Source organism: Solitalea canadensis DSM 3403 (assembly GCF_000242635.2).
Classification (GTDB): Bacteria; Bacteroidota; Bacteroidia; order Sphingobacteriales; family Sphingobacteriaceae; genus Solitalea; species Solitalea canadensis.
Genome location: NC_017770.1, coordinates 559,752 through 586,692 on the forward strand (window position 1 = coordinate 559,752; position 26,941 = coordinate 586,692).

Annotated in this window: 28 protein-coding genes; 19 read left to right on the plus strand and 9 right to left on the minus strand. The window is 36.3% G+C overall.

The genetic code is table 11. The annotated features are described in order from the left end of the window. Window positions 1-87: 87 nt before the first annotated feature. The 15 genes from glgB (at window position 88) to SOLCA_RS02265 (ending at window position 11,663) form a co-directional block, all read left to right on the plus strand. The gene (gene glgB, locus SOLCA_RS02185; protein ID WP_014678812.1) at window positions 88-2,097 is read left to right on the plus strand and encodes a 1,4-alpha-glucan branching protein GlgB; all 2,010 of its coding nucleotides are present in this window, start codon (window positions 88-90) and stop codon (window positions 2,095-2,097) included. A 29-nt stretch (window positions 2,098-2,126) separates the two neighbouring features. Beyond that, on the plus strand, window positions 2,127-2,471 hold the full coding sequence (locus SOLCA_RS02190; RefSeq protein ID WP_014678813.1) for a DUF1801 domain-containing protein: 345 nt from the start codon (window positions 2,127-2,129) through the stop codon (window positions 2,469-2,471). Between the two features lie 1,293 nt (window positions 2,472-3,764). Continuing rightward, window positions 3,765-3,950, plus strand: coding sequence for a hypothetical protein (locus tag SOLCA_RS02205; protein WP_014678815.1), 186 nt, complete (start codon window positions 3,765-3,767; stop codon window positions 3,948-3,950). 103 nt (window positions 3,951-4,053) lie between these two features. Beyond that, a complete protein-coding gene (locus SOLCA_RS02210) occupies window positions 4,054-5,181 on the plus strand; it encodes a serine hydrolase domain-containing protein (RefSeq protein WP_014678816.1) in 1,128 nt (375 codons plus the stop codon). A 61-nt stretch (window positions 5,182-5,242) separates the two neighbouring features. Then, window positions 5,243-5,671, plus strand: coding sequence for a hypothetical protein (locus SOLCA_RS02215; RefSeq protein ID WP_014678817.1), 429 nt, complete (start codon window positions 5,243-5,245; stop codon window positions 5,669-5,671). A gap of 16 nt (window positions 5,672-5,687) precedes the next feature. Further along, a complete protein-coding gene (locus SOLCA_RS02220; RefSeq protein ID WP_014678818.1) occupies window positions 5,688-6,314 on the plus strand; it encodes a hypothetical protein in 627 nt (208 codons plus the stop codon). Between the two features lie 2 nt (window positions 6,315-6,316). Further along, complete coding sequence (locus tag SOLCA_RS02225; RefSeq protein WP_014678819.1) at window positions 6,317-6,646, plus strand: cupin domain-containing protein; 330 nt, start codon at window positions 6,317-6,319, stop codon at window positions 6,644-6,646. Between the two features lie 75 nt (window positions 6,647-6,721). After that, window positions 6,722-7,180 carry a hypothetical protein gene (locus SOLCA_RS02230; protein WP_014678820.1) on the plus strand — a complete coding sequence of 153 codons (459 nt, stop codon included), beginning with the start codon at window positions 6,722-6,724 and terminating at the stop codon, window positions 7,178-7,180. Further along, window positions 7,180-7,509, plus strand: coding sequence for a DMT family transporter (locus SOLCA_RS02235; RefSeq protein ID WP_014678821.1), 330 nt, complete (start codon window positions 7,180-7,182; stop codon window positions 7,507-7,509). Before SOLCA_RS02230 ends, SOLCA_RS02235 begins: the two co-directional genes overlap by 1 nt. Before the next feature lie 146 nt (window positions 7,510-7,655). Next, a complete protein-coding gene (locus SOLCA_RS02240; RefSeq protein WP_014678822.1) occupies window positions 7,656-8,087 on the plus strand; it encodes a GNAT family N-acetyltransferase in 432 nt (143 codons plus the stop codon). 3 nt (window positions 8,088-8,090) lie between these two features. Then, on the plus strand, window positions 8,091-8,711 hold the full coding sequence (locus SOLCA_RS02245) for an HD domain-containing protein (protein WP_014678823.1): 621 nt from the start codon (window positions 8,091-8,093) through the stop codon (window positions 8,709-8,711). A 65-nt stretch (window positions 8,712-8,776) separates the two neighbouring features. Then, the gene (locus SOLCA_RS02250; RefSeq protein ID WP_014678824.1) at window positions 8,777-9,616 is read left to right on the plus strand and encodes a helix-turn-helix transcriptional regulator; all 840 of its coding nucleotides are present in this window, start codon (window positions 8,777-8,779) and stop codon (window positions 9,614-9,616) included. 82 nt (window positions 9,617-9,698) lie between these two features. Continuing rightward, window positions 9,699-10,115 carry a DinB family protein gene (locus tag SOLCA_RS02255; protein WP_014678825.1) on the plus strand — a complete coding sequence of 139 codons (417 nt, stop codon included), beginning with the start codon at window positions 9,699-9,701 and terminating at the stop codon, window positions 10,113-10,115. Window positions 10,116-10,241: 126 nt separating this feature from the next. Continuing rightward, window positions 10,242-11,003, plus strand: a complete 762-nt coding sequence (locus SOLCA_RS02260; protein ID WP_014678826.1) for a hypothetical protein — start codon at window positions 10,242-10,244, stop codon at window positions 11,001-11,003. A 123-nt stretch (window positions 11,004-11,126) separates the two neighbouring features. After that, a complete protein-coding gene (locus SOLCA_RS02265; protein WP_217166162.1) occupies window positions 11,127-11,663 on the plus strand; it encodes a DUF2306 domain-containing protein in 537 nt (178 codons plus the stop codon). A gap of 34 nt (window positions 11,664-11,697) precedes the next feature. Here the strand turns inward: SOLCA_RS02265 and SOLCA_RS02270 are convergent, their stop codons facing one another. The 5 genes from SOLCA_RS02270 to SOLCA_RS02290 form a co-directional block, all read right to left on the minus strand. Then, window positions 11,698-12,807, minus strand: coding sequence for a tetratricopeptide repeat protein (locus SOLCA_RS02270; RefSeq protein WP_014678828.1), 1,110 nt, complete (start codon window positions 12,805-12,807; stop codon window positions 11,698-11,700). 125 nt (window positions 12,808-12,932) lie between these two features. Further along, window positions 12,933-14,576: an IPT/TIG domain-containing protein gene (locus SOLCA_RS02275; RefSeq protein WP_014678829.1), complete on the minus strand. Its 1,644-nt coding sequence runs from the start codon at window positions 14,574-14,576 to the stop codon at window positions 12,933-12,935. 14 nt (window positions 14,577-14,590) lie between these two features. Continuing rightward, on the minus strand, window positions 14,591-15,349 hold the full coding sequence (locus SOLCA_RS02280; protein ID WP_014678830.1) for a hypothetical protein: 759 nt from the start codon (window positions 15,347-15,349) through the stop codon (window positions 14,591-14,593). 322 nt (window positions 15,350-15,671) lie between these two features. After that, window positions 15,672-17,072 (minus strand): HmuY family protein, encoded by a 1,401-nt coding sequence (locus tag SOLCA_RS02285; protein WP_014678831.1) that lies wholly within the window; start codon window positions 17,070-17,072, stop codon window positions 15,672-15,674. Window positions 17,073-17,116: 44 nt separating this feature from the next. Further along, entirely contained in the window at window positions 17,117-19,156 is a 2,040-nt protein-coding gene (locus tag SOLCA_RS02290) for a TonB-dependent receptor plug domain-containing protein (protein WP_014678832.1), read from the minus strand. A 291-nt stretch (window positions 19,157-19,447) separates the two neighbouring features. Between SOLCA_RS02290 and SOLCA_RS02295 the strand changes: the two genes are divergently transcribed. Continuing rightward, the gene (locus tag SOLCA_RS02295; protein WP_014678833.1) at window positions 19,448-20,353 is read left to right on the plus strand and encodes a DUF6607 family protein; all 906 of its coding nucleotides are present in this window, start codon (window positions 19,448-19,450) and stop codon (window positions 20,351-20,353) included. Window positions 20,354-20,481: 128 nt separating this feature from the next. Beyond that, window positions 20,482-21,108: a DinB family protein gene (locus tag SOLCA_RS02300; protein ID WP_014678834.1), complete on the plus strand. Its 627-nt coding sequence runs from the start codon at window positions 20,482-20,484 to the stop codon at window positions 21,106-21,108. Between the two features lie 115 nt (window positions 21,109-21,223). Here SOLCA_RS02300 and SOLCA_RS02305 read toward each other — a convergent pair whose 3' ends face one another. From SOLCA_RS02305 to pfkA, 3 genes are all read right to left on the minus strand, one after another. Continuing rightward, window positions 21,224-21,979, minus strand: coding sequence for a hypothetical protein (locus tag SOLCA_RS02305; protein ID WP_014678835.1), 756 nt, complete (start codon window positions 21,977-21,979; stop codon window positions 21,224-21,226). Window positions 21,980-22,263: 284 nt separating this feature from the next. Beyond that, on the minus strand, window positions 22,264-23,262 hold the full coding sequence (gene gap / locus SOLCA_RS02310) for a type I glyceraldehyde-3-phosphate dehydrogenase (protein ID WP_014678836.1): 999 nt from the start codon (window positions 23,260-23,262) through the stop codon (window positions 22,264-22,266). 125 nt (window positions 23,263-23,387) lie between these two features. Continuing rightward, the gene (gene pfkA / locus SOLCA_RS02315) at window positions 23,388-24,368 is read right to left on the minus strand and encodes a 6-phosphofructokinase (protein WP_014678837.1); all 981 of its coding nucleotides are present in this window, start codon (window positions 24,366-24,368) and stop codon (window positions 23,388-23,390) included. 147 nt (window positions 24,369-24,515) lie between these two features. On the opposite strand from pfkA, the gene SOLCA_RS02320 reads away from it, so the two are divergent. Further along, window positions 24,516-25,211: an NUDIX hydrolase gene (locus SOLCA_RS02320; protein ID WP_014678838.1), complete on the plus strand. Its 696-nt coding sequence runs from the start codon at window positions 24,516-24,518 to the stop codon at window positions 25,209-25,211. Between the two features lie 14 nt (window positions 25,212-25,225). Next, window positions 25,226-25,660, plus strand: a complete 435-nt coding sequence (locus tag SOLCA_RS02325; protein ID WP_014678839.1) for a GNAT family N-acetyltransferase — start codon at window positions 25,226-25,228, stop codon at window positions 25,658-25,660. Window positions 25,661-25,829: 169 nt separating this feature from the next. Here the strand turns inward: SOLCA_RS02325 and SOLCA_RS02330 are convergent, their stop codons facing one another. Next, window positions 25,830-26,693, minus strand: coding sequence for an N-acetylglucosamine kinase (locus SOLCA_RS02330; protein WP_014678840.1), 864 nt, complete (start codon window positions 26,691-26,693; stop codon window positions 25,830-25,832). Window positions 26,694-26,941 lie beyond the last annotated feature (248 nt).

Genomic DNA, 26,941 nt, shown 5'->3' on the forward strand with positions numbered 1-26,941 from the left:
TGCATTTTATCTTAAAAAGCCTTAGCGTCTTTGCGGCTTTGCGTGCAATTTTATAACTTACACCAATATGTTATAACATTCTAGACTATGCATTATTCTCCTTCCGTACTTCTTTACAGTAGATTTTCAGATTTCGACATTGGTCTTTTTAAAGCTGGTAAGCATTTTAGATTATATGATAAGCTGGGGTCGCATGTGGTGGAGCATGAAGGAACAACAGGTACCTATTTTGCAGTTTGGGCCCCTAATGCTGATGCGGTTTCGGTGATCGGTAATTTTAACGGTTGGAACAACGAAGCACATTACCTCGGTGCACGATGGGATGGATCAGGTATATGGGAAGGGTTTATTCCGAATATCGGACAAGGAGAGGCTTACAAATATTTTATCCGTTCTAACTCAGGAGGGTATTTTGAAAGAGCTGATCCTTACGCATTATATTGCGAAGAGCCTCCGCGTACAGCTTCTATCGTTTGGAATACTTGGTATGAATGGCAAGATCAGGAGTGGATGAACCGACGACCTCAATTCAATGCACTTGATAAACCCATTTCTGTATATGAAGTTCATTTAGCCTCATGGCGACGGGATCCGTCAAACCCTGATCGTTTTCTTTCCTATCGTGAGCTGGCCCGTGACTTGGTTGAGTATGTAACTCACATGGGATTTACACATGTGGAGTTCATGCCTGTTATGGAACATCCATTTTTGGGATCTTGGGGTTACCAGGTGACAGGGTATTTTGCACCAACATCACGCTTTGGATCTCCTCAGGATTTCATGTTTTTAATTGAAAGTCTTCATAGAGCAGGAATTGGTGTTTACCTCGATTGGGTTCCATCTCATTTTCCTGGAGATGCTCATGGATTGTATAATTATGACGGTTCACATTTGTATGAACATGCCGACCCTCGTCAGGGCTTTCACCCCGACTGGAGTAGCTATATTTTCAATTATGGAAGGAATGAGGTTCGTTCCTTTTTGATCAGTAATGCTTTGTTTTGGTTCGATCGATACCATGCTGATGGGTTACGGGTTGATGCTGTGGCATCTATGCTATACCTGGATTATTCAAGGAAAGAAGGAGAGTGGGTACCGAATCAATATGGAGGGCGAGAGAATTTAGATGCTGTTTCTTTCCTGAAAGAATTAAATGAAGTAGCCTATGGGAATTATGGCGATATACAGATGATTGCCGAGGAATCCACTTCTTGGCCTGGCGTTTCTCACCCAACCTGGCAAGGAGGATTAGGTTTCGGAATGAAATGGATGATGGGGTGGATGAATGATACGCTTCGCTATTTTGCTAAGGAACCTATTTATCGTAGGTATCATCAACAAGAACTTACGTTCAGTACTGTTTATGCATTTACTGAGAATTTTATGCTTCCGCTTTCACATGACGAAGTGGTGCATGGAAAAGGTGCATTAGTTAGTAAAATGCCTGGCGATGAGTGGCAACGCTTTGCTAACCTTCGCTTATTGTACGCTTTTATGTATACCCACCCGGGAACCAAATTGTTATTCATGGGTGGCGAATTCGGACAAACTTCGGAATGGAGTCATGATTATTCGCTCGACTGGCACTTAACTCAATACGAGCCACACAAAGGAGTTGAAAACATGATGTGTGATTTAAATCGTTTGTATAAGAATGAACCAGCTTTGTACGATTTTAACTTTGCCGGATATGGTTTTGAATGGATCGATCAATCTGATAGTGAAAATTGTGTATTGGTTTATTGTCGGAAAGGACACCATTGGCAGGAGTATGTAGTAGTTGTTGCTAATCTAACACCAGTCGCTCGTCATGATTATCGTATCGGGTTACCGCACAATGGCACCTGGTCCGAAATATTTAACTCAGACAAGCACGATTATTGGGGAAGTGGTGTGGTAAATCATTATCCTAAAGAAGCAGAAATGGAAAGCTGGCAAGGTAAGGCACAATCAATTTCAATTAGTTTGCCGCCATCGGGTATTACCGTTTGGAAATTAAAAGAACATCCGGATGTGAGTAATAGTAATTATTCGGAGAATAATATAAAGGAGGAGAAGAAGAAAAAAGCGCCTAAAGGCTTATCCGACGGTAAATAAAAAATTTTTAAGGTATTGCCTTATCTGAAATGTTACGGGAAATAGACCAGTTTTATTTACATCAAAATGACCCGGTGCGAAGCTGTCTGATTGCTTTGCGAAATTACATCCTGACCTTTAATGATCAATTTACGGAAACGTGGAAATATAAAATGCCCTGTTATTGCTATAAGGGTAAGCATTTCTGCTACCTATGGATCGATAAGAAAACTAGAGAACCCTATGTTTTGCTAGTGGAAGGCAGGCAAATTGACCATCCTGATCTTGAAGCAGGCGATCGTTCCCGAATGAAGATTTTAAGAATTAAGCCGAATGAAGATCTTCCGGTTGAAACTCTGAATACAATTTTTGAACAGTTGGTTAGATTGGTTTGATGAATATAAACAACCTGATTTTATGAGATATTCAGAGGCTCTTATATCTATAAAGAAGGCCGGGTGATCCAGCAGCATTGTCAGAATTATGCGGGAGGCGGAATTATAGGCCATTTTGGTGGCTCTATGATAGGAGAAAAAGCAATAGACGCAGTTCTTGAAAAATAAAACTATAATAACGAGACCTATTATTCAAAGTCAGGACAAGAATATCATAATTGTATCGTCAATTTCAAAGTCGTTAGATGATTTATTGAAATGGATGACATTTATTAAGAGTTTCTTAAATAGAATTATTCCTTCCAATATGACTATTATAACACTTTCTCCTCAAAAATATTCTTTAGGTTATGAGTTAAGTAGTTTTCGGGAAGAAAGAATAGGGAAAAAAGGTTTTTAATCAATGAGAATATTTCGACTAGTGCTCAATTGCTGGAAATTCTTTGTGGGTCTGAGGAATTTGAAAGAGGCTTATTGATACTTTTAGCAAGTAGTAACTACAAAAAACACTTACTGAATATAGGAGATTTATATCAAATTACAGATAGAGTGATTTTCCTAGATGCAGATGGAAGCATTCTTAATCTAATAAATTTCAACGAGAATTTCAGAGATATTGAAGGGATTTTTAATGACTGTTTAGCCACTCTTTATCCTAAGGAATAAACAGATGTGTTCGAGCGTTCATAAAGTGATTTTTATATTTATAGTTAGCGTAATCGTAAGTTGTACTAATAATCGAAACAAGAAGATAAATGAGATTCACAGCAACCTACTGAAAACTACACTCACTAATGGTCATGATTCAGTATTAGTCATTATGGGGCAAGTTTTTAGAAAAAAGACATCTAAGCAATGCTATCAGTTAAGTAATAATGAATTAAAAGAGGATTTGGGATTCCTAAATACTAATATTTGCTACTTGGAGATTGATACAATAAATAACAGTTTGTTGGCAAAGAAGAATATTATAGAGGCATTCTAATTGAAACTCAATTTCTAAATTTTTTAGGAAATGAGTTTAAAAATGGGCATTATAAGTTTCATTTAAGTGGAAAAACTATAAAAAAATATGGAAAATGTATTGTTGGGCAATATTCATTTTCATCGTTTGTGAATTCAGCCCAGCAAAGTTGCATTTTGATCATTAATCCTAAAAGAAAAGAACTAACTATTTGGTTGACGATTTAACTATAGATAAAGGTATACTGAAGTGTGATTTTAATGTTAGAGGCAAACATGTAATATACAATATAGAGTATAATGCTAATTGTCAAATGTTTGTACCTACCAATGATTAGATTGACTTTTAAAACATCAGCATTCAGAAATGATAACTTAAAAGTAAAATTCATCAAATTATGCAAAAGTACTCAGCTGCTTATAGCTAGTTTTGTTTCAACCGGCTTAAAAGCCGACACTACTGTTGTTGAAAGTGTTAAAACGATAGCATCACTTTCAACTATAAATAAAACATAGATTTCTTCCTACAAATAGCCCAATAAGATGCAAAGTGCAATAAGTCTGTTTGATTTACTATTTCAAAATGGTACTTTATCTTAAAAATAAAGAATCCTCAACCATGCAAAAAACACTCATCGTCTTATTACTGGTTTTTCTTCAATCGTTCGGAGCTCCAGCTCAATCGATTCAAAAACCGGTACAGGCAAAAGATGGTATTCCTATTGGAAATTCAACTGTTTTGGATGCAGGAATAATCGCTAAAATGGAAGCAGCTATTACAGATGGGACTTTCCCAAACATTCACAGTGTATTAATTGCCAAATCGAATAAACTGGTTTACGAGCATTATTGGCCAGGTAAAGATGAAATTTGGGGAAATTACAAAGGAATAGTTGAACACGCCAAAGATAGTTTGCATGATATCCGGAGTATCTCGAAAAGTGTGGTTTCAGCTTGTATTGGAATTGCAATTCAGCAAGGCAAGATCAAGAGTGTTGATCAAAGAGTGTTTGAGTTTTTCCCTGAATATGAAAAATTGGATACGGGTTTAATAGCTGGTTTAACAATAAAACATCTGCTAACCATGACTTCCGGGCTGAAATGGAATGAGGATGTGCCTTATGATAATGCGGAAAACAGTGAAATAAAAATGGCTTTCAGTAAAAACCAGGTAGAGTTTGTATTAAGTCAGCCGATGGATTACCCTCCTGGAAAAAGCTGGAAATATAATGGTGGCACCACACAATTGTTGGCCGCTATAATTGAGCGAACAACCGGAAAAAAGATCGATGAATTTGCTGGTGAATATCTTTTTAAACCCTTAGGCATTACTAAGTTTCAATGGACAAAGTATCCGAATACTAATTACCCGGCTGCGGCTTCCGGACTTCGCTTAACTTCGCGAGATCTGATGAAATTTGGACTGCTTTACAGCCAGAAAGGAAAGTGGCAAAATAAACAAATTCTTTCAGTTCAATGGGTAGAAGATTCTTTTAAGCCATATACTGATCTTCCATTTGACGGAGGAAAATATGGATATCAATTCTGGATATGGCCTACAGACTTTCAGGGGAAGACGGTTAACATGGTAACTGCTGTAGGAAATGGTGATCAACGGATATTCTTCAACAGTGCATTGGACGTAGTAATTGTAGTTACCGCAGGAAACTATAATACATGGAACGTTCAGAAGAATGCGCTTGCATTGGTCAGAGAGTTCATTAATCCTGCATTAATTAAAAAATAGTTTACTCCTGTTCCGAGGGATCGTCTATACGTTTATCTTTGGATAAATTACATCGAAAAATATGTGGACGTGTCCATTGTGCTCGCAGAAATTTCTTCATCAAAATCAAACACATTCTTGCAACGACAGAACGATTGAAAGCTTTCTGGAAGGAAAGTCGATTCATACCATAGGGTTATACAATACATTCATTAATGAATATGCTTCAATTGGCGATTTTGTGCTGCATCCTGCTAAATCAAAGATCGGACTGGCAGCTAAAATTAGGTTTTGTTCTATAATCAGGCTGGGTAAAGATTTTATTGATGTGGTTTTTCACCTCAATAAATTATATAATGATACACTTTGCTTTCACAAGGCAGGTCAGATTCCAGGCTCCAACACATTTAATCATCATTGCAGAATCTACCGTGTCGAAGATATTAATGAAGAGTTAAAAATGTATATGAAAATTGCCCTTAACTTAGGTGAAAAGAAAATGCAAGAATAACTATTAACTGTATCAAATGACCATTTTAACTCAATTGGCCTCCGCATTGAACAGAAATGATGAGGTGCCAAACCAGGAACTTGCTTTACGAATTGTAAAAAACGATGATGTGGAAGCAATTAAAGAACTGGTTGATAATCTAAAGAATAAAAGCAAAGACATACAAAAGGATTGTATCAAAGTGCTTTATGAAGTTGGAGAAAAAAAGCCTGCTTTAATTGCCGGTTATGTAAATGTGTTTTTTGAATTACTGAAGAATAAGAATAACCGATTGCAGTGGGGTGGAATGACGGCTTTAAGTAGTATAACACTCCATGATCCGGCTGCGATAGTTGAACAATTGGTAAAGATTATTGATGCTGCAGATAATGGTTCGGTTATAACCAAAGACCAGGCGGTAGCTATTTTGATTAAGCTAGGTAGCATGGATAAGTATGCTGAAGATGCTTTTTCATTATTGGTCGAACAATTAAAGAGTTGTCCGACTAATCAGTTGCCGATGTACGCTGAAAATGCAAAACCGATTGTAAACGAACAGAATAAAGAATTTTTTATCAATACCCTTTCATCCAGACTTAACGAGATTGAAAAGGAATCTAAACGTAAACGTGTTGAAAAAGTTATTAAACAGGTAAGTAAATAAATATGCAGATCACTACTACTGATGCACTCAAAAAACTTGATGATTCAAAAGAGCTGTTTCTTGAACTATTTAAACACGGTACACTTTCTGTTGAAGTTTATAAACCAGTAGGAGCTGATTTTCAAACACCGCATGAACGTGATGAAGTGTATGTGATCATTTCAGGTAGCGGTGACTTTTATTCTGATGGTAAATACTATCCATTTAAACCTGGTGATTTTCTATTTGTTGCAGCCGGAGTGGGTCATCGCTTTGAAAAGTTTACCGAGGATTTTTCTACATGGGTAATTTTTTATGGGCCCAAAGGAGGCGAGCAAAACCTGGTAAGGTAGTGTATTCAAATTGTTATTAGTTTTCTGTTTAAGATTGGCCCATCTTTGAAGAACAAACAATAACCCTCTATAATTATGAAAAAAAGACTCTTCTTTTTAGGAGCTAGTGCTTTTCTTTTGGTTTCTTGTAACTCAAAACCGGCTAAAACAACTTCGGCAGAACAGCCTCCTGTTGAGAAAAAATCTAATGAGTTTTGTTACTCGTACACCCAAAATAAGGATAATGTATTCTTAAATTTCAAAATGTCTGATGATAGCCTGATTTTAGGTAAATTGAATTATCACTTCCACGAAAAAGATTCGAATGATGGTATTGTTCAAGGACAGATGCGTGGAGATACATTGTTTTTGGATTACATTTTTACGTCTGAAGGTGTTGAAACGGTTAGGGAAGTAGTCTTTTTGAAGAAAGGGGAAGACTTTGTGGAGGGCTATGGAGATGCGGAAGAGAAAAACGGAAGAATGGTATTCAAAAACACTTCGAAATTAGACTTTAATAACAGTATTTTATTGAAACATGTCGACTGTAAGTAATGAAATATGTATACCTGCTGTTAGCTATATTATTTGAAATTATAGGCACATCTGCATTGCAAGCTTCGGCACAATTCACCAAATGGAAACCTTCATTATTGGTGGTTTTGGGGTATGCCTCGGCATTTTTCTTTTTGAGCCTGAGTTTAAGGAGTCTGCAATTAGGAGTTGCCTATGCAATATGGTCGGGAGTGGGAATCGTAATAATTATACTTGCAGGTATTTTTCTGTTTAAGCAAATCCCTGATACACCAGCTATTATTGGGATGGCTTTAATTGTAATAGGAGTAGTAGTGATCAATTTGTTTTCGAAAACAACATCACACTAAAATAAATTGCCTCGGGTTGGAAAATAGCTGAGGCATTATCTCTTAACAAGAAATTGAATGAGCTTAATCATCAGACCAGAAAATAGTGCAGATATTAATGCAATTTATGAAGTAAATAGACATTTAAGCAGGAGGGAGAAGCAAAATTGGTCGACTTACTTAGAAAAAGCGAGGCATTTATTTCGCAATTATCGCTAGTCGCCATTGTTGATGATCAGATCGTAGGATATATTTTGTTCTCTAAGATCTATATAGTGGATGACCAAGGGAATAGAACTCCGAGTATTGCTTTGGCTCCGGTGGCCGTTTTGCCTCAATTTCAGAAACAAGGTATAGGCACGCAGTTAATTGAAAGAGGCTTAAGTGATGCACGTGTGTTAAATTTTAAATCGGCAGTAGTTTTAGGTCATCCGACGTATTATCCAAAATTTGGTTTTGTTAAGGCAGAAAAATGGAGCATTAAAGCTCCTTTCGATGTGCCTTCGGAGGCATTTATGGCTATTGAATTAGTTGAGAATACCCTTCAAGGAATTGCTGGAACTGTGGAATATCCAAAAGAATTTCAGGAAGTATCATAACTTATGTTAAAGGAAGTATTTGAAAATTTAATAGAAAACTATTGTCATGACCACCAGTTGCGCTTAAAACTGTGGGATGAAATTGAAATCGCCTATACTTCCGAATCCCGTTACTACCATAACTTACATCATTTAGTGTCTGTTTACCACGAATTAAAAGCAGTTGAAGATCAGATCTATGATTTTGATACCATCCTTTTTACACTTTTTTATCATGATTTTGTCTATGATCCCCTTGAATCTGATAATGAGTTACAAAGTGCAATAGTTGCTAGGGAGCGTTTGGCAAAAGTTGGATTTCCAATATTACTGATAGAAAGATGTTATGAACAGATTGTGGCAACGCATGGGCATCACAGGTCTGTAGAAAATGATACAAACTTATTCACCGATGCAGATTTGTCTGTTTTAGGAAAGGATTGGAGTATATATCTTGAATATGGTCAGCAAATAAGAAAAGAATATCATGCCTATCCCGACGAAGTGTATAGGATTGGCCGTTCAAAAGTGCTGAAACACTTTTTAGCGATGGAACGCATTTACAAAACAGCTCACTTTTATCAGTTGTATGAGAAAAACGCAAGGAAGAATATGCAAAACGAGTTGGAACTGTTGATGGATTAGGGTTAGTTGCTTTTATTTATGTCCGTTTTCCTGTAGAACATGTAACTTTATGATAAAAATAAGTGATGGAAGCGGATGTTCACACCTTGTATGAATCTGATTTTTACAGAATATTAGACTTCAAATGTCGATGCAAGGAGTGTGGAACTTCAAAACCGGAATACGCCAGTGCATTTACCATTAGTTTTATACGAACCGGCAATTTTCAATTTAACGTTTTCCGCAATTCACATGATGCGCATACTAGCCGCATTTTAATGAATAAACCAGGTTACGAACATACCGTAACACATTTTCACTATTCAGTCCCTGATGAATGTACCATCTTTGAGTTTAAGCACCCTTTTTTTCAATTATTAAAGGAAGATTTCAAAAACCAATTTTTTCATAATAATGATCTGCATTCCTTATTGTTAAATGCTAATGCCGAGCTTGATTTGCTTCATGTTACTGTTCTGCAAAAGATTAGCCTGTCAGGTACTTCAAGATTAGAAATTGATAGCCTTGTGCTCGATATTGTTTATCAGGCTCTTCGGATTATAGATAATTCGATTACGATTCCTTCAATTCCTGTAAGGCTTAAGAAATATCATTTACCCACTGTTGAGAAAGCAAAACAGTACATTTCTACCTTTTTTGTGGATGATATTTCACTCAATCAGATCGCAGATCATTGTAACATAAGTGTTTTCCATTTTAGCCGATTATTTAAGCTATTCACAGGGTATTCACCTTATTTTTATTTACTAAACGTCAGGCTAAAAAATGCGGAGATGCTTTTAAGAAGCACTGCATTACCAATCACCGATGTTTGCTTTTCATCCGGGTTTAATAGCATCGATCATTTTTCAACCGCTTTTAAGCAGAAATATCATTATCCTCCATCTAAAATTAGGTTGGTTTAAAACCATAAATTCAAAAGAGCAAGATTCCTAAAGTCGGCACAGCAATGAGAAAGTAAATTTGATCAAACAAAAATGATCAGTTATGAAAACCACTTTGTTAGAAAATCTCGAAAAGTCGAGGAATTACACCATTCAAACAGCTCAATCAATGCCTGAAAACAAATTTGATTTTAAGCCGGTAGATGAAGTTTGGAGTTTTAAAGAGTTGATTCACCACATTGCTTATTGTATTCAATGGATGGAAGATAATTTTTTAAAAAATAAGGAAGCTGATTGGGCTCCACCATCAGTAAAAGGTTCTAAATCCGAAATTATTGATTATATCAACAAAGCCTATGCTGATGTAACTTCAACCATAAAGGGAGTGGAAAAGCTAACCGACGCGCAGATAAATGGAGTTTATGCAATAATAGATCATAGCACTCACCACCGCGGACAAGCAGTTACGTATTTACGATGTAATCATATCGACCCTCCCGAATATGTGTTTTTGGCGTAAGAATTTTAAGCAACCCGAGGAAAACCTTGGGTTGTTGTTTTCAACCTGTTGAAGTTTTATAATTTATTTGGCTATTTAAACAATATTAACCTATTTAGTACTTTCAATTATTAGCATACAAATACCGTGAAATTATTAAACAAAACTCTTCTCATTGCATTTCCATTTTTATTGTGCTTAACAGTAGCATGTTCATCTGATAAAAAGGACAAAGTAATCGACAAACCAACTAAACTATCAATTGATGGACAGAAGTTAAAAGGAACTTATAAGGGTGATTTTGGGGGATCTCCGATTTATATCACATTAAATTATTTAAGTGCCAACAATGTGGCAGGTTATAATGTGCATAAAGGTTTACGAAGAAATATTCATGGGGTGATTAAGAAGGGAGATAATGATACCTATGTCTTAATGCTAAGTGAACCAGGAGATAATGAATTTGACGGAACCTTTAGCATTACTTTACAGCCGGATTTTATGTCGGCAAATGGTGAATGGAAACCTAATTCTTCAGGGTTAAAAGAAAAGCAATTTACGCTAAGCAAAGTTGTGATAAACCAAGATGATGAGTTTGATCCTATTGGTTCGGGTTATGAATTGATGGGTGAACATAGTGATGTTTCTTTTGACAATGACGGAACCTGTGTGTTAAATTATTATGAAAAGATAAATGACTCAACATTTGTTCAACAAATGAATACCCTTAAAGGAACTTGGGAAAAAGATGGAGACAAGGTCAGAGTGAATTGGCAACCCAACCAACAGTTTAATAAAAGGACTACCATCTTTGAAATCAAATATTACACTGAAGAAGGAACAGGGGAGAAAAGACCAACGACGATTGAAGGTGATGGATTTGAGTTTTCATTGATCATGGCTGGATAAATAATGAAATTAGTGCGCTACGCTCTCTTAGTCCTTGTTTGCCTGACTATACTTTATGGTTCTTGGTTAATGCTTTGTTTGAGTTATCCATATTTGTCTTTTGACAAGCATACGGATTTTCTTATGACAAAGCAGCTGATCTACCATATTAAAACATGGAGAATAAGCTTTTATATACATGTATTTGTAAGTACGGGTGTATTAATTGCAGGTTTATTTCAATTCAGCACCTACCTTATTAAATACAAGCCTGCCTTACATAGGTTTTTAGGAAAAACATATGTTTTCGTAATCTTATTTTTTAGTGGTCCTTCTGGTTTAATAATGAGTTATTATGCCAATGGAGGAGTCTGGGCTAAGACAAGTTTTATTATTCTTTCATTACTTTGGCTAATATCAACAGCTTATGGATGGTATTATGCTGTTGCAAGAAAATGGCAGTTACACCTAAATATGATGTTAAGGAGTTATTTCCTAACGCTATCAGCCTTAACACTCCGAACTTATGCTTATTTAATCGTTTTTTTTAATATTCCACTGCAACCAAAGATGGCATATATTTTAATTGCCTGGTTAAGCTGGAGTTTAAATTTATTAGTGGCTGAAATAATTATAAGGAGGAGATGGGCCAATCGGGTTGTTTCTTTCCAAATGGCATAATAAAGAAAGACCTTCTGATCAGAAGGTCTTTCTTTTATGATTTAATAAAATGTCCGTCAGGGGCTATTGTATATTGTTGAGATTCAATTTCTTCGCTGCTTATAATCTTGTTGTTTGAATAGCCGTTTTCTTCAGGATTCTTCTCGTAGTTCAATTTTAATAAGCTTATGTTTATCGAATTATCATTTATAGTCGGAACTTTAAAAGGAGCATCCAATTTTGTTCTACCGCCAATTTCAATTTTGTCGATCAATGTTCCACTACTGCTCAAACTGATGGCATAATAAGTTGTTGGGACGTTTTTAACAGCTTCATCCGTTTCCTCATCATAAAGTTCATCTCTTGATGCATAAATTAAAACTTTATAGTCATTTGTTCCTTTAATAACTCCTACTGAATAAAAAGATTTACCAACCTCTCTCGAAAATTTCTCATCTCGCATTTCATTTATATATTTTTCATAATCGTATGAAATGGTTTGACTTTCATTAAAGCCATTTGCATAATTCATGTCGATAGTTAATGGTAATGCTAGTTGTTTAAACTCGCGTGAGAATAAATTCCATTGCAATTTGTCTGCATCCCCCGAACCCGACAAGGCATCAGCTACATTATTTTTGAAGTACCATTTACTTCGTATGTATGACAAGTCTTTATCATTAAAAATGCTTTTTGTGTTATTGTAGCCAAACTCAATGGCTGAAACGAGGTAATAAATCGCTAAAGTATCATTCTCCTGAAGCGAATAAGCGCAGGCGGTATTATACAATAATTTTGACAGGGGTTTATAACCAAGTTTTTCAGCTATTTTATATGCCTTCACACTTAATTTATAATTCTCTACATCCAAATAGGCATTTCCTAATTCATAGTATGCTTTTGCCAGAGGCTTGGAAAAAATAGACTTTTTAAATAATTGGATTGCTTTAGTAGGGTTCTTTTTGTTTCTGTAAGTGTCAATGCCTTTCAAAAAAAACTTATCTGCATCTGATTTATTCAAACCTTCGGCATTAGTAAATAAGAGAACGGAATCTTCGTTAAAGATGGTCCTGTCTGTTAATTTAAATGCAGGTTCTGTTTTTTTTGAAGATTTACACGAAAAGAATAAAAATGAAATAATAATTAACAATGATATATGTCGCATAGCAATAAATGTGTACCCAAATTTAATAATATTTCGTAATCTCGCTAAATAAAGCTTGATCCCATTAAAAAAGCCTCCGACTTAAAATCGGAGGCTTTGCAGTTAATCTTATTAATTGATTGATGCTAATTAGTTAGGGTGAAGTTTTGAGGACTTGTAATAGTTTGGCCGTAAGTAGTAACCGCTATTTTCATTGCCCCCGGAAGAACATTTGAAGGTACCGCAACCTTAATGGTATTTTCAGTAACACTTATTATTGATGTTTGAACGGTTCCGAATTTAACAATTGTATTCCAGGTTGAGGTGTCAAAACCTGCTCCAGTAATTGTTACAATTGTTCCTGGTACTCCGGAAATTGGACTAATAGAAGTAATTTTAGGTGGAATAACTTCAAAGGTTCCCGGAGCAGTAACAATTTGCTCTCCATACTGCACTTTAATGGTTGAATTGCCTATTGTTGCACCATAAGGAACAGTTAACTTTAACGTAGTTGATGAGCTTGCATTATTAGCGGTTTGAACATTACCAATTGTAGCATAATAATATAAATTTGGAACAAACACTCCCGTTAAAGTGATCTCTTTTCCGACAGCTCCTGATAATGGACTTACAGATGAAACACTGTGAGATTTTACCTGAAGTTTTTGAGTAGAAGTAGCTGAACTTTGTCCGAATTTAAGTTTAATTGTGTAGTCTCCCTCTTTTATTCCGGGTACCGTAAATGTAAACGGGCTGTTTAGAATGTTACCTATGTAAATATTTGCATTTCCAATTTCAAGGTAACATTCGCCATAAGTTAATGGGAAATCAGTTCCTGTAACTGTAACTGTTTGCCCTGGCAATGCAGTTGCAGGTGAGATAGACGTAATTTTAGGCATGTTTACAGTAAACTCATCAGGAAGTTCTGTTCTTAAACCTTCTGTTACATAGGCAATTTTAAACTTATCGGAAGGAACATTTGTTATCGTAGACTTGTAAACGTTGTTATAGTCGCTATATAAACCTGCCAGAGTATTGCCAAAATAAATTTGAGCGCTATAGTAATATGTATGAAGGTGTTCTCCTGTAAATGTAATTATTGTCCCTAATGGGCCTGATTTTGGATAAAAGTCAATAATATTTGGTTTAAAAATGAAGTTGCCATTTACTAAAATTGATTGAGACCCTTTAAATGCAATGTATACACTACATTGATTTTCAAGTACACCTGACGGTACTTCAGCTTTTATTTGTGAAGTGCTTAAATCGAGAACTTTGGCATTTTTATTTCCGAATAATACACTAACATCCTCTTTTTTAGTAGTGTAAAAATTTCCAAAAATAGTTACAATATCTCCGACCTTAGCAGCAGAAGGTGAAATGTTTGACGCTGTCGGACGTGGTAAGATGGCGGAAATAGCCTTGCCATAAGCGGTTCCTTCAGCATTGGTAATGTATGATCGTACATAAATTGTATTATCATAATTAGAAGAATAGATGGATGATACCTCTTTAGTGAATTCTCCTTTTTTTGCGTCTTTGCCAAGAGAAACTTTCATTCCAGTGGTTATATCAACATTTGACCAATTACCGTAAACGAATCCATAATCAGCTACCGGAAGATCTCCTGTGCTAATAATACTGCCTTTAAATAAAGCAGATCCCGGCTGAAGTGGTGTAATCGTTAATGTTTGAAGTTCTGGGTAATTGTTGTCATCTTTTTTACAGGATGTAAACACTACTGCGAGTAACGTAAAACACCAAAAAATATAATTAAATGATTTTTTCATTGTTACATTCAGCATTAAAAGATAAAGCCTAAACGAATTCCGTTTTGAAGATTGGATCCAAATGAATAGTATGAACTATTAGTTTCTGGTTTAAACTGCGGATTGGTAGCTCCGGTTCCGGTTTGAGTCTCTTCCAACTGTTGGTTTTTCGTTTTATTGAAACCAAAATTGAATTCATAGCCAAAATAAAAATGACGAGCGATATAAAAATCAAAACCTGCCAACAGATTTAAGCCATAACGGGTATAGCCGGTTTCAGTCATTTGTTGTTGGGCAGAACCATTGTCAGGATAATAATAAGAAACCCAGGCTCCTTTACGGGTAATTGTAGTTCCATTATTAGTGATCGTTTGCTTGGTGGATTTGTTTACCAATGATAGGTCAGCACCGATGTAAGGTGATAATCTGCGAGTTCCTTTAAAGTGTTTTTCGATACCAAAATTTAATCCTAGAGTAGTACTGCTTCTTTCATTTTTGTAAAAGCTTGAATTTGTACCATAAGGGTTGTTATAATCCACCAGATCGCCGGTTGCATTAGCCGTAACGCCTAATCTTAACGCTAAATTTTCTTGGGCAAAATACCTCACCTTGATCTGATTAATGGCGTTATTAAGTTTTAGGTCGCCGTTAAAAGGGTTGACATTCAATTCGGTAGAGAAACTTCTTTTGTTTGGTTTTAAAATGTCTTCATCGATAGATTCAACTTCATTGGTTTGTGCATAAACAGAGAACGCGCCTGAAAACAGCGCAAGTGTTAATAGAATTTTTTTCATGCGAATGTTAAAAAATAAGAAATAGCAACTTCTGGAACAGAAGTATGTTTTTGATTAAGTTTTTTAAAAATTATCTGGTATAAATGTGTTTTGTTAATCTACTGTATAGGTAGCTTCTAATTACAACTAACTTTTTGCGGCGAAAGTACATCATTTGTTTATTGCAGTGAAATAAAATGATAAGGAGATTATGATCGGAGAGCTAATTGCTTAAATGACAAGTGTATAAAATGCAAAAAAGCAGCCCCGGAAATCCATAAACCGGGGTCTGCTTAATCAGACAAGATATAAATGATAGGTAGAGTGTCGTTTGTTGATTGAGTTAGGCTTTTTTAACCAGTTTGTATTCAATTACAGGTTTACCTCTTGTTCCGCCATCATTTGGGTGGAAGCTGATAAACTTAAATTTGTAAACGTTTCCGGATGCGTCTTTAATTACATAAAAACGATCAGTTTTTAAGCTGGCTCCAGAAGGAGAGGTGCTTCTCCATCCACTTCCGATGGTCCATTTATCACTTACAAAAGTGGTTGTTGCAATATTGCTTTCAGCGTATGCATCATATGTTACGGCGCTTGTTAAAACTTCAGCAACCTTTACTCCTCCAAGATGGTTGATAGCTACTAAGTCAGAAAAATTGTAGGGAACATCGCCTGCGCCGAAAGAAGTTTTGAATACAGAATAAGTCCATTGAATATCCCACTCATTTTTCTTTGGTTCAACAGGGGTAGCGCCTGTTTCTAGTGATACAAAGTTGAAGTTGTACAAAGCATCCTTAGAAACATTTATTGTTTTAAAGGCAGTTTCTGTAATTCTCGCATATTGTAAAGTATAGCCGTTGGCGTTACGTAAAACTCTGATTTTATACCATGGACGAGCAGCTATGGCACCTCCAGTACCTCTGTTTAGAATGATTACTTTATTTTCAGCCTCAGTAGCTGAAACGGCGGGAATAACAGTTTTGGTGATGTCACCAGTATAACTATCTAACATTAAGAATTCTTCAGGACTCGGCGCCATCTGATTTAATGACAGGTTTACCCCGATAGTATCTGCTTCAGTTACTTTTGTCAAATCGTTTTTAGCTAACACTTTAACTAAGGCTGAACTGGTATTGTTGATAATTACCCTGAAGTCGTCACCAGCATAAAAACCTAAATCCCAGCTCTTACGTAATACAGGCGATTGACTGTTATTGCTTAAATCTACAAATACTGAATTGCCTGCGCTTGAACCGGCTTCGTTTCCTGCAAGTCCGCTCAGGGTGAGCTTGGTTCCTTCAGAAACAATCGATGAAAATTTAAGATTGAATGAAGCAGTTTTGCCAATCACCAGGACTGAACCAGCCGATTTTACGGTGAATTTGATCGACTCATCGCCACTCAAGAAAATGTTTTGAGCTTTAGTAATCTTAAATGAAGCTGTGCTGCTACCAGCAGGTATAGTTAACGTAATCACATTGCTTGCTGCAGCCGGAATAGTAGTGAAATCTGTTCCATACACAACATCAGATGGTTGTAACTCAATAGTCAATGTAGAAGCCGTTTCAACATTTCTAGCTAGCTTTAATTTCACTTCTAGCTCATTTTTGTCGGAACCAAACCCTTGTTCACTAGCTTCAAATTGAACCGTATTATCAGGTAGTGGGGGATCGTCATCTTTACAAGCTGTAAAAATGCAGGCCGATATCATTAACATCAGCAAGAATGTACTTATTTTTTTCATGATGCTTTATGGTTATATATGTTTTAGGAATTGTTGAATTCTTATTAGTTTTTAGCCAGTCTGAAGTTTAAACCCAAGAAGAAGGAGCGGCCGTAACTGTATGGAACGGCCCCACCGCCTGTGCTGTGTGCACTTCCTGTATCAGTTGCAGTGTTATTCAGATTGGTTATATCCAACAGGTTTTTTACTCCCCCCGAAATCGTAAGGAAGTTCTTAATTGACTTACTGATAGTTATATCAGCCCAATTAAACGATTCGGTTTCGGCTAGTTTTATGCTGGTAATGCCGTTTGATGAACTATATTGATAGCTTGGGCTTTTTCCGGAGAACTTATAAGACAGACTAAATGTTGTTCCGATTTTTCTTGCCAGGAAAGAGAGATTACTGTTCACTTCAGGCGACCAAACAAACTCCGGAAGATCATTCATTTCCGAAAGTTCATTATATCTTCCTATGTAGGATAAGCCAAGTGATGCAGTCAGGTTTTTATAAATCAATGTGTTTTCAAAGGTTCCGCCGGTTGTTTTAAAGCGATCTACATTAATGGTCATTGTAACTGTCGGATCATTCGGATCTGTACCGTAATTGATCAGGTTATTGAAATCATTATAAAAACCGCTGATTACAGAACGATAAATGCCTTTGTTCCACTCGATCGATCCATTAAAACTGTTAGAATGTTCAGCCTTCAGATCAGGGTTTCCATTGATAGAATGACTGGCATCAAAGAAATTGAAGTAAAGTTCGCGCAGGGCAGGAGAGCGGAAACCTCTCGCATAGGCAAGCCTTAAATCAAGATGATCCGAGAGATTGAATTTGGTATTAATTGATGGAATTACAGGGGTAGCGTCGTAAACGGAATTATGAATAAAGCGTAATCCTGGACGTATGTTCATGAATGAAAGCGGTTTTATTTCAGCAGAAATAAAGAGCGCATAATCACTGATAGAAGGGAAACCTGCTATCCGTTGACCTGAAGCAGATTCCATAGTTAAATCCAAACCAGGCTGAATAGAAAGTTTATCCGAAATTTTGTATTGTGCTGTTGTTCTGAAAATAGTGCTGTTAAACTTGGAAGCATCCTGTTCTGCTGCATCGGTGGATAATGTCCTGCTGTTTGTAACCAGATCCAAAACTGTTGTTTGTGTTTTTCTTTTATAGTTAGTGAATGAAGCCAGAAAGCTTAGGTTAAGTTTATTAGTGACCATCCAGTTCGATTGAAGTTGATTAGTAAATCGATCTGTTGTGTATTTTTTATCGCGGGCAATTGGATTGTCATATAGCGGGCTTATAAGTTGTCCGCCATTTGCCAAAATATCTTCATTTAATACATCAATACGATAGTAAATATTGAAGTTACCAATGGTATAACCCACTTTGGCATTTCCTAAAAGTTGATTTTTGGGATGCCATTGCTTAACCCTGTCGCTCGTATCACCTTGCCAACCTTCAAAATTATTGTGAGTAAAACCTGCTGAGGCGTTCCATTCGCTCTTTTGCCAACTAAGGTTGATGTTTTGATTATGAATACCTTCATTGCTTAAGGTTTTATATTCGTTTCCAGCACTTTCTTCCTGGATTTTAGCAGTTATTAATAATTTTTCGGCTCCTGGTTTTTTGGTAATAATATTAATTACTCCGGCCAGCGCATCCGTTCCGTAAGAAACAGACATCGGTCCTTCGATAATCTCAATGCGGTCAATTGTATTTACATCGATTTGGTTTAAACTTTCTCGAGTCTCACCTCTGTCAACCATTGGAACTCCATCCAATAGAATTTTCACATTTCTTCCCGACATGCCCATCAGCTGAATATCCGATGTTCCTAAAGTCATGTCGTTTGAAAAGCGAATACCAAGTTCGGTGTTTAGTACCTGTTGAATGGAAGTTGCAGCCCTTGATTGTATAGTCTTGCTATTAATCGTACGGACCTGATATACCGATTTTCGCACGCTTTGTGGTTCATACTGCCCGGTCACAATTACTTCATCCAGTTTTCTTGCGGTAGAATCACTTGTTTTCTGTTGAGCGTAAACAGTTGAAGACCCAGCTAATGCCAGATAAAGTAGGCTGATAGTTTTCATGTTTTATTTAGATTTATTCTAAACAGTTGCAAACATAGCAGTCATTTTCTAATTCTGCAAGTGTTAAATTAAATTAGATTAAATAAAAATAAATTTGAATGTTTGGTATTACTTACCATAGCTTTGTCATTGTTTTAAATCAGATCAATTATAAATAATGTCAAAAGTTTTTTGATAACTATCTGATAGTTTGTTTAATACATCAGCTATTCAGTTGGTAATGCATCAACATATTAAGTCCTATTAAAGAATCAAGAATTAAGTAATCATTTAGAAAACATAAATAAAAACATGAAAAATTATCTTCTGGCAGCAGCACTTTTACTTGCGGGTACTTCTGCTTTTGCTCAAAAAACAAAAGACAAAGAGTCTATCAAATCGATGTGTGGTTGCTATGAGGTTAAGTTTGAATATGCAGAAACTTTTGCAAGTGATACGGCTTACAAAAAGGCTAAGAACTACAAAACTGGTGGTTTGGAATGGATTTTAGCGGATGTTGATACCGATAATAAAATCGTATTACAACATTTATTAATAATTAATGATTCAACTGTTATTAAACACTGGCGTCAGGATTGGCTTTTTCAAAATACAGATTTCCTGAACTACAAAAAAGGTAAATCATGGAAATATGCTACGGCAAATGCTTATGCTGTAAAAGGGCAGTGGACTCAGAAAGTATATGAGGTTGATGATAGTCCCCGTTACCAGGGTACTGCCACATGGGTGCATCTGGATGGTAAAAACTACTGGGAAAATATAGCTGACGCTCCGCTTCCTCGTCGCGAATACACAAAACGGAGTGATTATAATGTAATGAAGCGTACAAATCGTCACGAAATAACCTCGTATGGACATGTTCATGAACAGGATAATGCGAAAGTAATCCGTTCAGAAAGTGGAGATAAAATCCTTGCTTGGGAAAAAGGAATGAACACCTACAAAAAGGTGGATGATTCAAAATGTCAGGCTGCAGCGAAGTTTTGGGCTTCTCATGCCGACTACTGGAGAAAAGTTCGCGGTGCCTGGGATGAAATTTTAGCTCGCAAAACAGATATTACTTTATTGCCTAAAGTAAATGATAAGTATCTGTATGAAGTGTTGGATGAAATGGAGAAGGATAAAAATGTTACGCAGGCACAATTGGTAAAAACACTTGATGCATTTATCTCAAAAGAAGAAATCACTAAGAAATAGTTTACTTGTAATGATTTATTTGAAGAGATTATAGTACAAGTAATCTTTGTAAAAGCCGTGGTTATCTGATAACTACGGCTTTTTTGTTATTATATTTTAGTAAATTAATGTACTAAATCCATTCAGAAATGAAACTTATGAAAAAATGGTTCCCATTGATGGTCGCATTAATGTTTATGATCTCTTTAATGCCCACGAAATTGTTTGCTCAAGAGTTGAGTAAAGAAGAAAGGACATATTTGCTTGACTATCTTAACAAAACCAAAGATGATTATATAAAGTCTATAAAAGGGCTTTCTGACGCACAATGGCATTACAAGGAAGATACAAGCAGATGGTCTGTTGCTGAATGTGCAGAACATATCATTAAATCTGAAAAGATGCTGAGGGGGTACGTTCTGGACTCGGTATTAACCTCCCCGGTTGATCCTGCAAAGAAGGCGGAGGTAAAGGTTAAGACTGAAGATATTGCAAAAATGATTGAAGACAGGTCGAAGAAATTTAAAACCGGAGGCCCCTTAATACCTAAAGATATTTATGCAACACCGGCAGAGGCACTTAAAAGCTTTGAAGAAGAACGAAATAAAACGATTGAGTATGTTAAGTCAACGAAAGATGATTTGCATGGTCATGTAGGAAAAGCACCTCTTGGCACATTGGATGCTTATCAATGGTTGGTGTTTCTTACCGCCCATAGTGCCCGGCATATCAAACAGATAAATGAGGTAGAAACCGCTGCCGGCTATCCCAAATAAAAAATGCTGCTGCCGCTTTGCCAAAAGCAAAGGTCAGTTCGTTCTTATATACGATTGGAAATATTGAGGCGTCCCTGGCATTGGGCGCCTTTTTTTGCTTTAGCGAATTTGTACCTTATTTCGTGATAACAAGTTTTATATAAGATTCTTGTATATCATGGTTTTTGTCGATCATTATTTTATGAGCAAGTAGAGTGCTATTGTCCAGCCATTTTATCTCTCTGATAGCCCAGTCTGTAATTTCTTTTTGTTCAATTAATTTCACTGACTTACCATTGCTTTCCAATAATTCAATTCCGTTGAATGTAAACTGTGCTTCTAAATCTTCATTTACTGTGATCACATATTTTTTAGTAGGAGAAACCACAGGTAATCCAATTAAATGAGTTTGTTTTCCATTGCTTTTATCCACCAGGATGTAGTCATAAGCTTCGTAATAAATGGCAAAAACGAGCCATTGATTAATTGATTTCAGATCATCTGTTAAAGTATACCTCGCATAGTCATCACCTTCAGACACAGTATCATTTTTCAGAACAATAGTTCTTTTGGATAATGTTTTGAAGATCAGTGAATCATTGCTACGAAGAACTTGTCCGGCAGTGTTTTGCAAGCAATGAACCTCATTACTGTCAGATTTGTACGATGGAATTCGGTTAAATTCTTCTTTGGTTGACGGAAAAATCTGAAAGCGAACGCTTCCAATTGTTAGCATCTCTGAAGGAGAACCGGTAGTAACAGCGTCTTTTCCAAATTGAGTAAGTTCGTTAACCAGCGAGTCGGTTGCATTACTATTTGAGTTATCTGTTTTTCCTGATTTTGAACAACTGAACTGGATTGCTGCTAAAAGTATAAGTAAACTATATTTCATGTTAATAGATAAAAGTGGGTGCAAAAATGCAATGTTTGAAGTAAAGCAGCAAGAGGTTGGAGAGAAACAATACAGATGATTCCATTAAGAGATATCGCTCTATATGGAGCTTACATTTTTTGGAAATCTAATTACTATTGAGATTATGCTTCTGGAGCTGATGTGTCGATAATTCATCACATAGCATTCGGCTTCAGAGAAGCCTAATCTTAGTAGGCATAGAAGCAAAAAAGCACTTTACCTAACGATAAAGTGCTTTTTTGCATTAAACAGCAATTCTGAATTTATTTTACAGTAGCCATGTATTCTACTAAATCAACGATTTTGTTAGAATAACCCCACTCGTTATCGTACCAAGAAACAACTTTAACGAAGTTATCAGTTAAAGCAATACCTGCTTTAGCATCAAAGATTGAAGTGCGGGCATCTCCTAAGAAATCAGTTGAAACAACTTCATCTTCAGTATAACCTAAAATACCTTTTAATTCACCTTCAGAAGCATCTTTCATTGCTTTTTTAATCGCATCGTAAGAAGTAGGTTTTGCTAAACGAACAGTTAAGTCAACTACTGATACGTCGGCAGTAGGTACGCGGAAAGCCATACCAGTTAATTTACCTTTCATTTCAGGAATTACTAAACCAACAGCTTTAGCAGCACCAGTTGATGAAGGGATAATGTTTTGGTAAGCACCACGGCCACCTCTCCAATCTTTAGCTGAAGGACCGTCAACTGTTTTTTGAGTTGCAGTAGCAGCGTGTACAGTAGTCATTAAACCTTCAACGATACCAAAGTTATCATGTAATACTTTAGCAACAGGTGCTAAACAGTTAGTAGTACAAGATGCGTTTGAAACGATATTTTGAGAAGCAGTTAATGTTTTGTGGTTAACACCCATAACGAAGGTAGGAGTGTCATCTTTTGCAGGAGCTGAAAGAACAACTTTTTTAGCACCAGCCTGAATGTGTTTAATTGCAGTATCTTGTGTTAGGAATAAGCCGGTTGACTCAATTACATATTCAGCACCAACTTCATCCCATTTTAAGTTTGCAGGATCTTTTTCAGCTGTAACTCGGATAGTTTTTCCGTTAACTACCAAATGACCATCTTTTACTTCTACAGTACCGTCAAAACGACCGTGAGTTGAATCATATTTAAGCATATATGCCATATATTCAACGTCAATAAGATCATTGATACCTACGATTTCAACACCTGGTCTGTTGATAGCAGCGCGGAAAGCTAATCTTCCGATACGGCCGAATCCGTTAATTCCAATTTTCATGTTAATCTTTATTTAATAATAATAGTTTGTGATTCTGTTTGCTTGTTGCGATATAGTAATCTAACAAATTATAGCCACTTAATTTGAACAGATTGCTAAAAACCTCTTGGTTGAGAAGGTTTTGATTAGATCGCTAAAATGTTTACTAGTTCAATTAATGATTCGTCCATTTCTGTTTTATTCTTTATTGCAAGGTCAATGCTTGTGAGCGCAACTTTGTTGCTAATCATTCCAGCCATTTTGCGCGAATAACCTTTTAATAAAGCTTCTACAGCGGCTTGGCCTAAACGGCTTGCCAGTACTCGGTCGAAACTTGTAGGGCTGCCACCTCGTTGAAAGTGACCTAAAATGCTAACCTTGGTATCATAGTTAAAGCGTTCTTTAACTTTTTCAGCGATAGCCATCGCACCACCACCGTGTTCCCCTTCAGCAACAACGACAATGCTTGATGTTTTAGCATTTCCAAGGTCAATCATTAATTTATCAACAAGATCGTCAACCGACGTTTCTTTTTCAGGAATCAGAACAGCTTCAGCTCCTCCTCCGATTGCTGACCATAAAGCAATGTAGCCTGCATCACGGCCCATCACTTCTACAAAGAATAAGCGGTCGTGAGAGGCAGCTGTATCTCTGATTTTGTCAATGGCTTCAATTACGGTGTTGTTGGCAGTGTCGAAACCAATCGTGAAATCAGTTCCGAAAAGATCATTGTCAATGGTACCCGGAACACCCATTACCGGAATGTCATATTCTCGCGAAAAAATTTCGGCTCCGGTGAAACTTCCGTCTCCTCCAATAACAATTAAACCATCGATTTTGTGTTTCTGAAGATTTTCATAGGCTGTTTTTCTTCCTTCGGATGTTTTGAACTCCATGCAACGGGCTGTCTTTAAGATGGTTCCACCTCGCTGAACAATGTTGCTAACTGATTTGGAGTTTAATGGAATGATTTCATCCTGAATCAATCCTTGGTAGCCTTGCATGACGCCAAACATTTCAATGTGGTGGTAAATACCTGTTCTAACCACGGCGCGGATGCAAGCATTCATACCGGGGGCATCGCCTCCCGATGTTAATACTGCGATTCTTTCAATTTTTCTCCCCATAAAGCGATAAAATTACAAATTTTATTCAAAAACTTTGAGTAATTTCAATATTTGAATATACTTTTTGTGGCTAACGCAAAAATAATAATATTGCTGTTTGAATTTGTAAACTTAGTGTAATTTATACAATATCCCAATTTTTTTTGAATGGAAACAAAGGATCTACCTAAACTTCACTCCGATTTCTCGGTTGACTGCGTGGTGTTTGGTTTTGATAAAGGAGAATTAAGAATATTACTCATTGAACGAGCGGAAGAACCATTTAAAGATTATGTGGCTTTGCCAGGTAACCTGGTTTATGATAATGAAAATATCGATCAGGCAGCAACTCGCGTTTTAACGGAATTAACCGGTTTGAATGATGTTTACATGGAGCAATTGTATGCTTTTGGTGATGTAGACCGCCACCCGCAGGGACGAGTTATTACAATTGCCTATTTCGCATTGATTAAGGTTAAAAAACATACCTTAAGTCCGTTATCTGCTTATGCGCGAAAAGCTCAATGGTACACCATTAACGAACTCCCTCCGTTAGCATTTGACCATGCCCTGATTTTGGAGAAAGCGTATAAGCGTTTACAAAGTGGCATTCGTTATCAACCAATCGGGTTTGAGCTATTGCCTGAGAAATTTACGTTAAGTCAGTTACAACAACTTTACGAGGTGATTCTCGAAAAACCAATCGACAAGCGTAACTTCCGTAAAAAGATTTTAAGCTTTGGGCTTTTGGTTGAATTGGATGAAAAGCAAAAAAATGTTTCTCATCGCGCTGCCAAGTTGTATAAGTTTAACAAAACCCGTTATAACAATCTAAGGAAGATGGGATTTTCTTTTGAATTATAATTACAATTCAGCATATGACTATCAGAGAAGCATTACCGAATGATTTTATAGAACTACATGCGATAAGAGTCGCTGTAAAAGAGAATATATTACCTGATCCGGGTATGATCACAGCTGCCGATTATGAGTTGTATATGACTCAAAAAGGTAAAGGCTGGGTATATGAAACTGAGGAAGGAATTCTGGGATTCTCAATAGTAGATTTAGAAGATAAAAGTGTTTGGGCGCTGTTTGTGAAACCTGGACATGAAGGGAAAAGTATTGGGAAAACATTACACAAAGTTATGTTAGCGTGGTATTTTGATCAAACAAAGGATACCATTTGGCTTTCAACTGCGCCTAAAAGCCGGGCTGAACAGTTTTATAGAATGCAGGGTTGGAAAGAAGTTGGCGTAGAACGAAATGGCGACCTTAAGTTCGAATTGAGCGAAGAAGACTGGAAGAAGTAATATAATTTCAAGCTTCGAATTATTCGTTACTGATTTTAATTGTACAGCTATGCGAATTTAGCCTGATTTAAAATAAATAAGGCCGTAGATCAGTTCTTCGGCCTTATTACATATAATTAAAAACAGGACATTATTAATTCAAAACTCATAACTCACACACGTAATTAAATTACGCAACTGTAAGTTTCAATTCGTTGATATGATACTGAACTAAATCGTCAATAGGTGATCGAACAATTTTGCCCACTTTCATTCCATATTCTGTACTTACCTCAACTAAAACGTCACGGAAGTTATAGCCAACAGAACCAATACAGTTGAATGTATGTTTTTGATAATCAGGATAGCGACTAACTAAATCGCGGAAAAATGCAGTGAAAGAATCTTTTATAACACCACGTGCATAAGGCTGAACGTTGTTATTGTCGTATAGGAATTTACTGAAACTTGCTAAGAAACGATTAGGTAATGGTTTTTTGTAGATACGATCAAGAATTTCATCATGTGAATGACCATAGGTACGATCAAAAGCATCCATTAGTTCCTGCGGCATTGATCCTCTCATGTAGTCGCGTAGCAAACGACGTCCGATGTAAGAACCACTACCTTCATCACCTAACATATAACCTAATGAATCTATATTTAAAGTGATTTCTTGTCCGTCATAATAACAAGTATTAGTACCTGTTCCCAATATTGCTGCAAAACCTGCTTCGTTACCTAATAAAGCACGGGCAGCTGCTAATAAATCATGGCTAACAAATACTTTAGCTTTGGTAAATACGGTACGGAGAGCGGATGCAACTACTTCATTTTTTTCAGCATTTGAACACCCTGCACCATAAAAACTCACATGTTCAATACTGTTGATATCCAGATTGTCTGGAAGGTTGTTTCTCAATGATTGGATGATGCCTGGTGAATCGATAAAATAAGGATTATATCCCTCGGTGTTGAAGTAAACCTTTTTATTTTCCTTATTTAACAAACACCAGTTGGTTTTTGTAGAACCTCCATCGGCAATAATTATCATAATATACGGTCGTTAATATTAATTCCTATCGATCTTTTATCTAATGATTCATTAGAAATTTTTCAAAAATAGCAAAAAACAAGAATGTTTAATGTGAGAATTAAAAAAATATTAAGAAATCACCGTTTATTTTTTAACACATTAGCTAAAAGTTAAAAAATAGTTACGTAAATAATTGATTTATAGCGTTAAAAGGTGCAAATATTTGGTTGGCTTTAATTTTCTTCTTGTACGTATTACACTAAGGT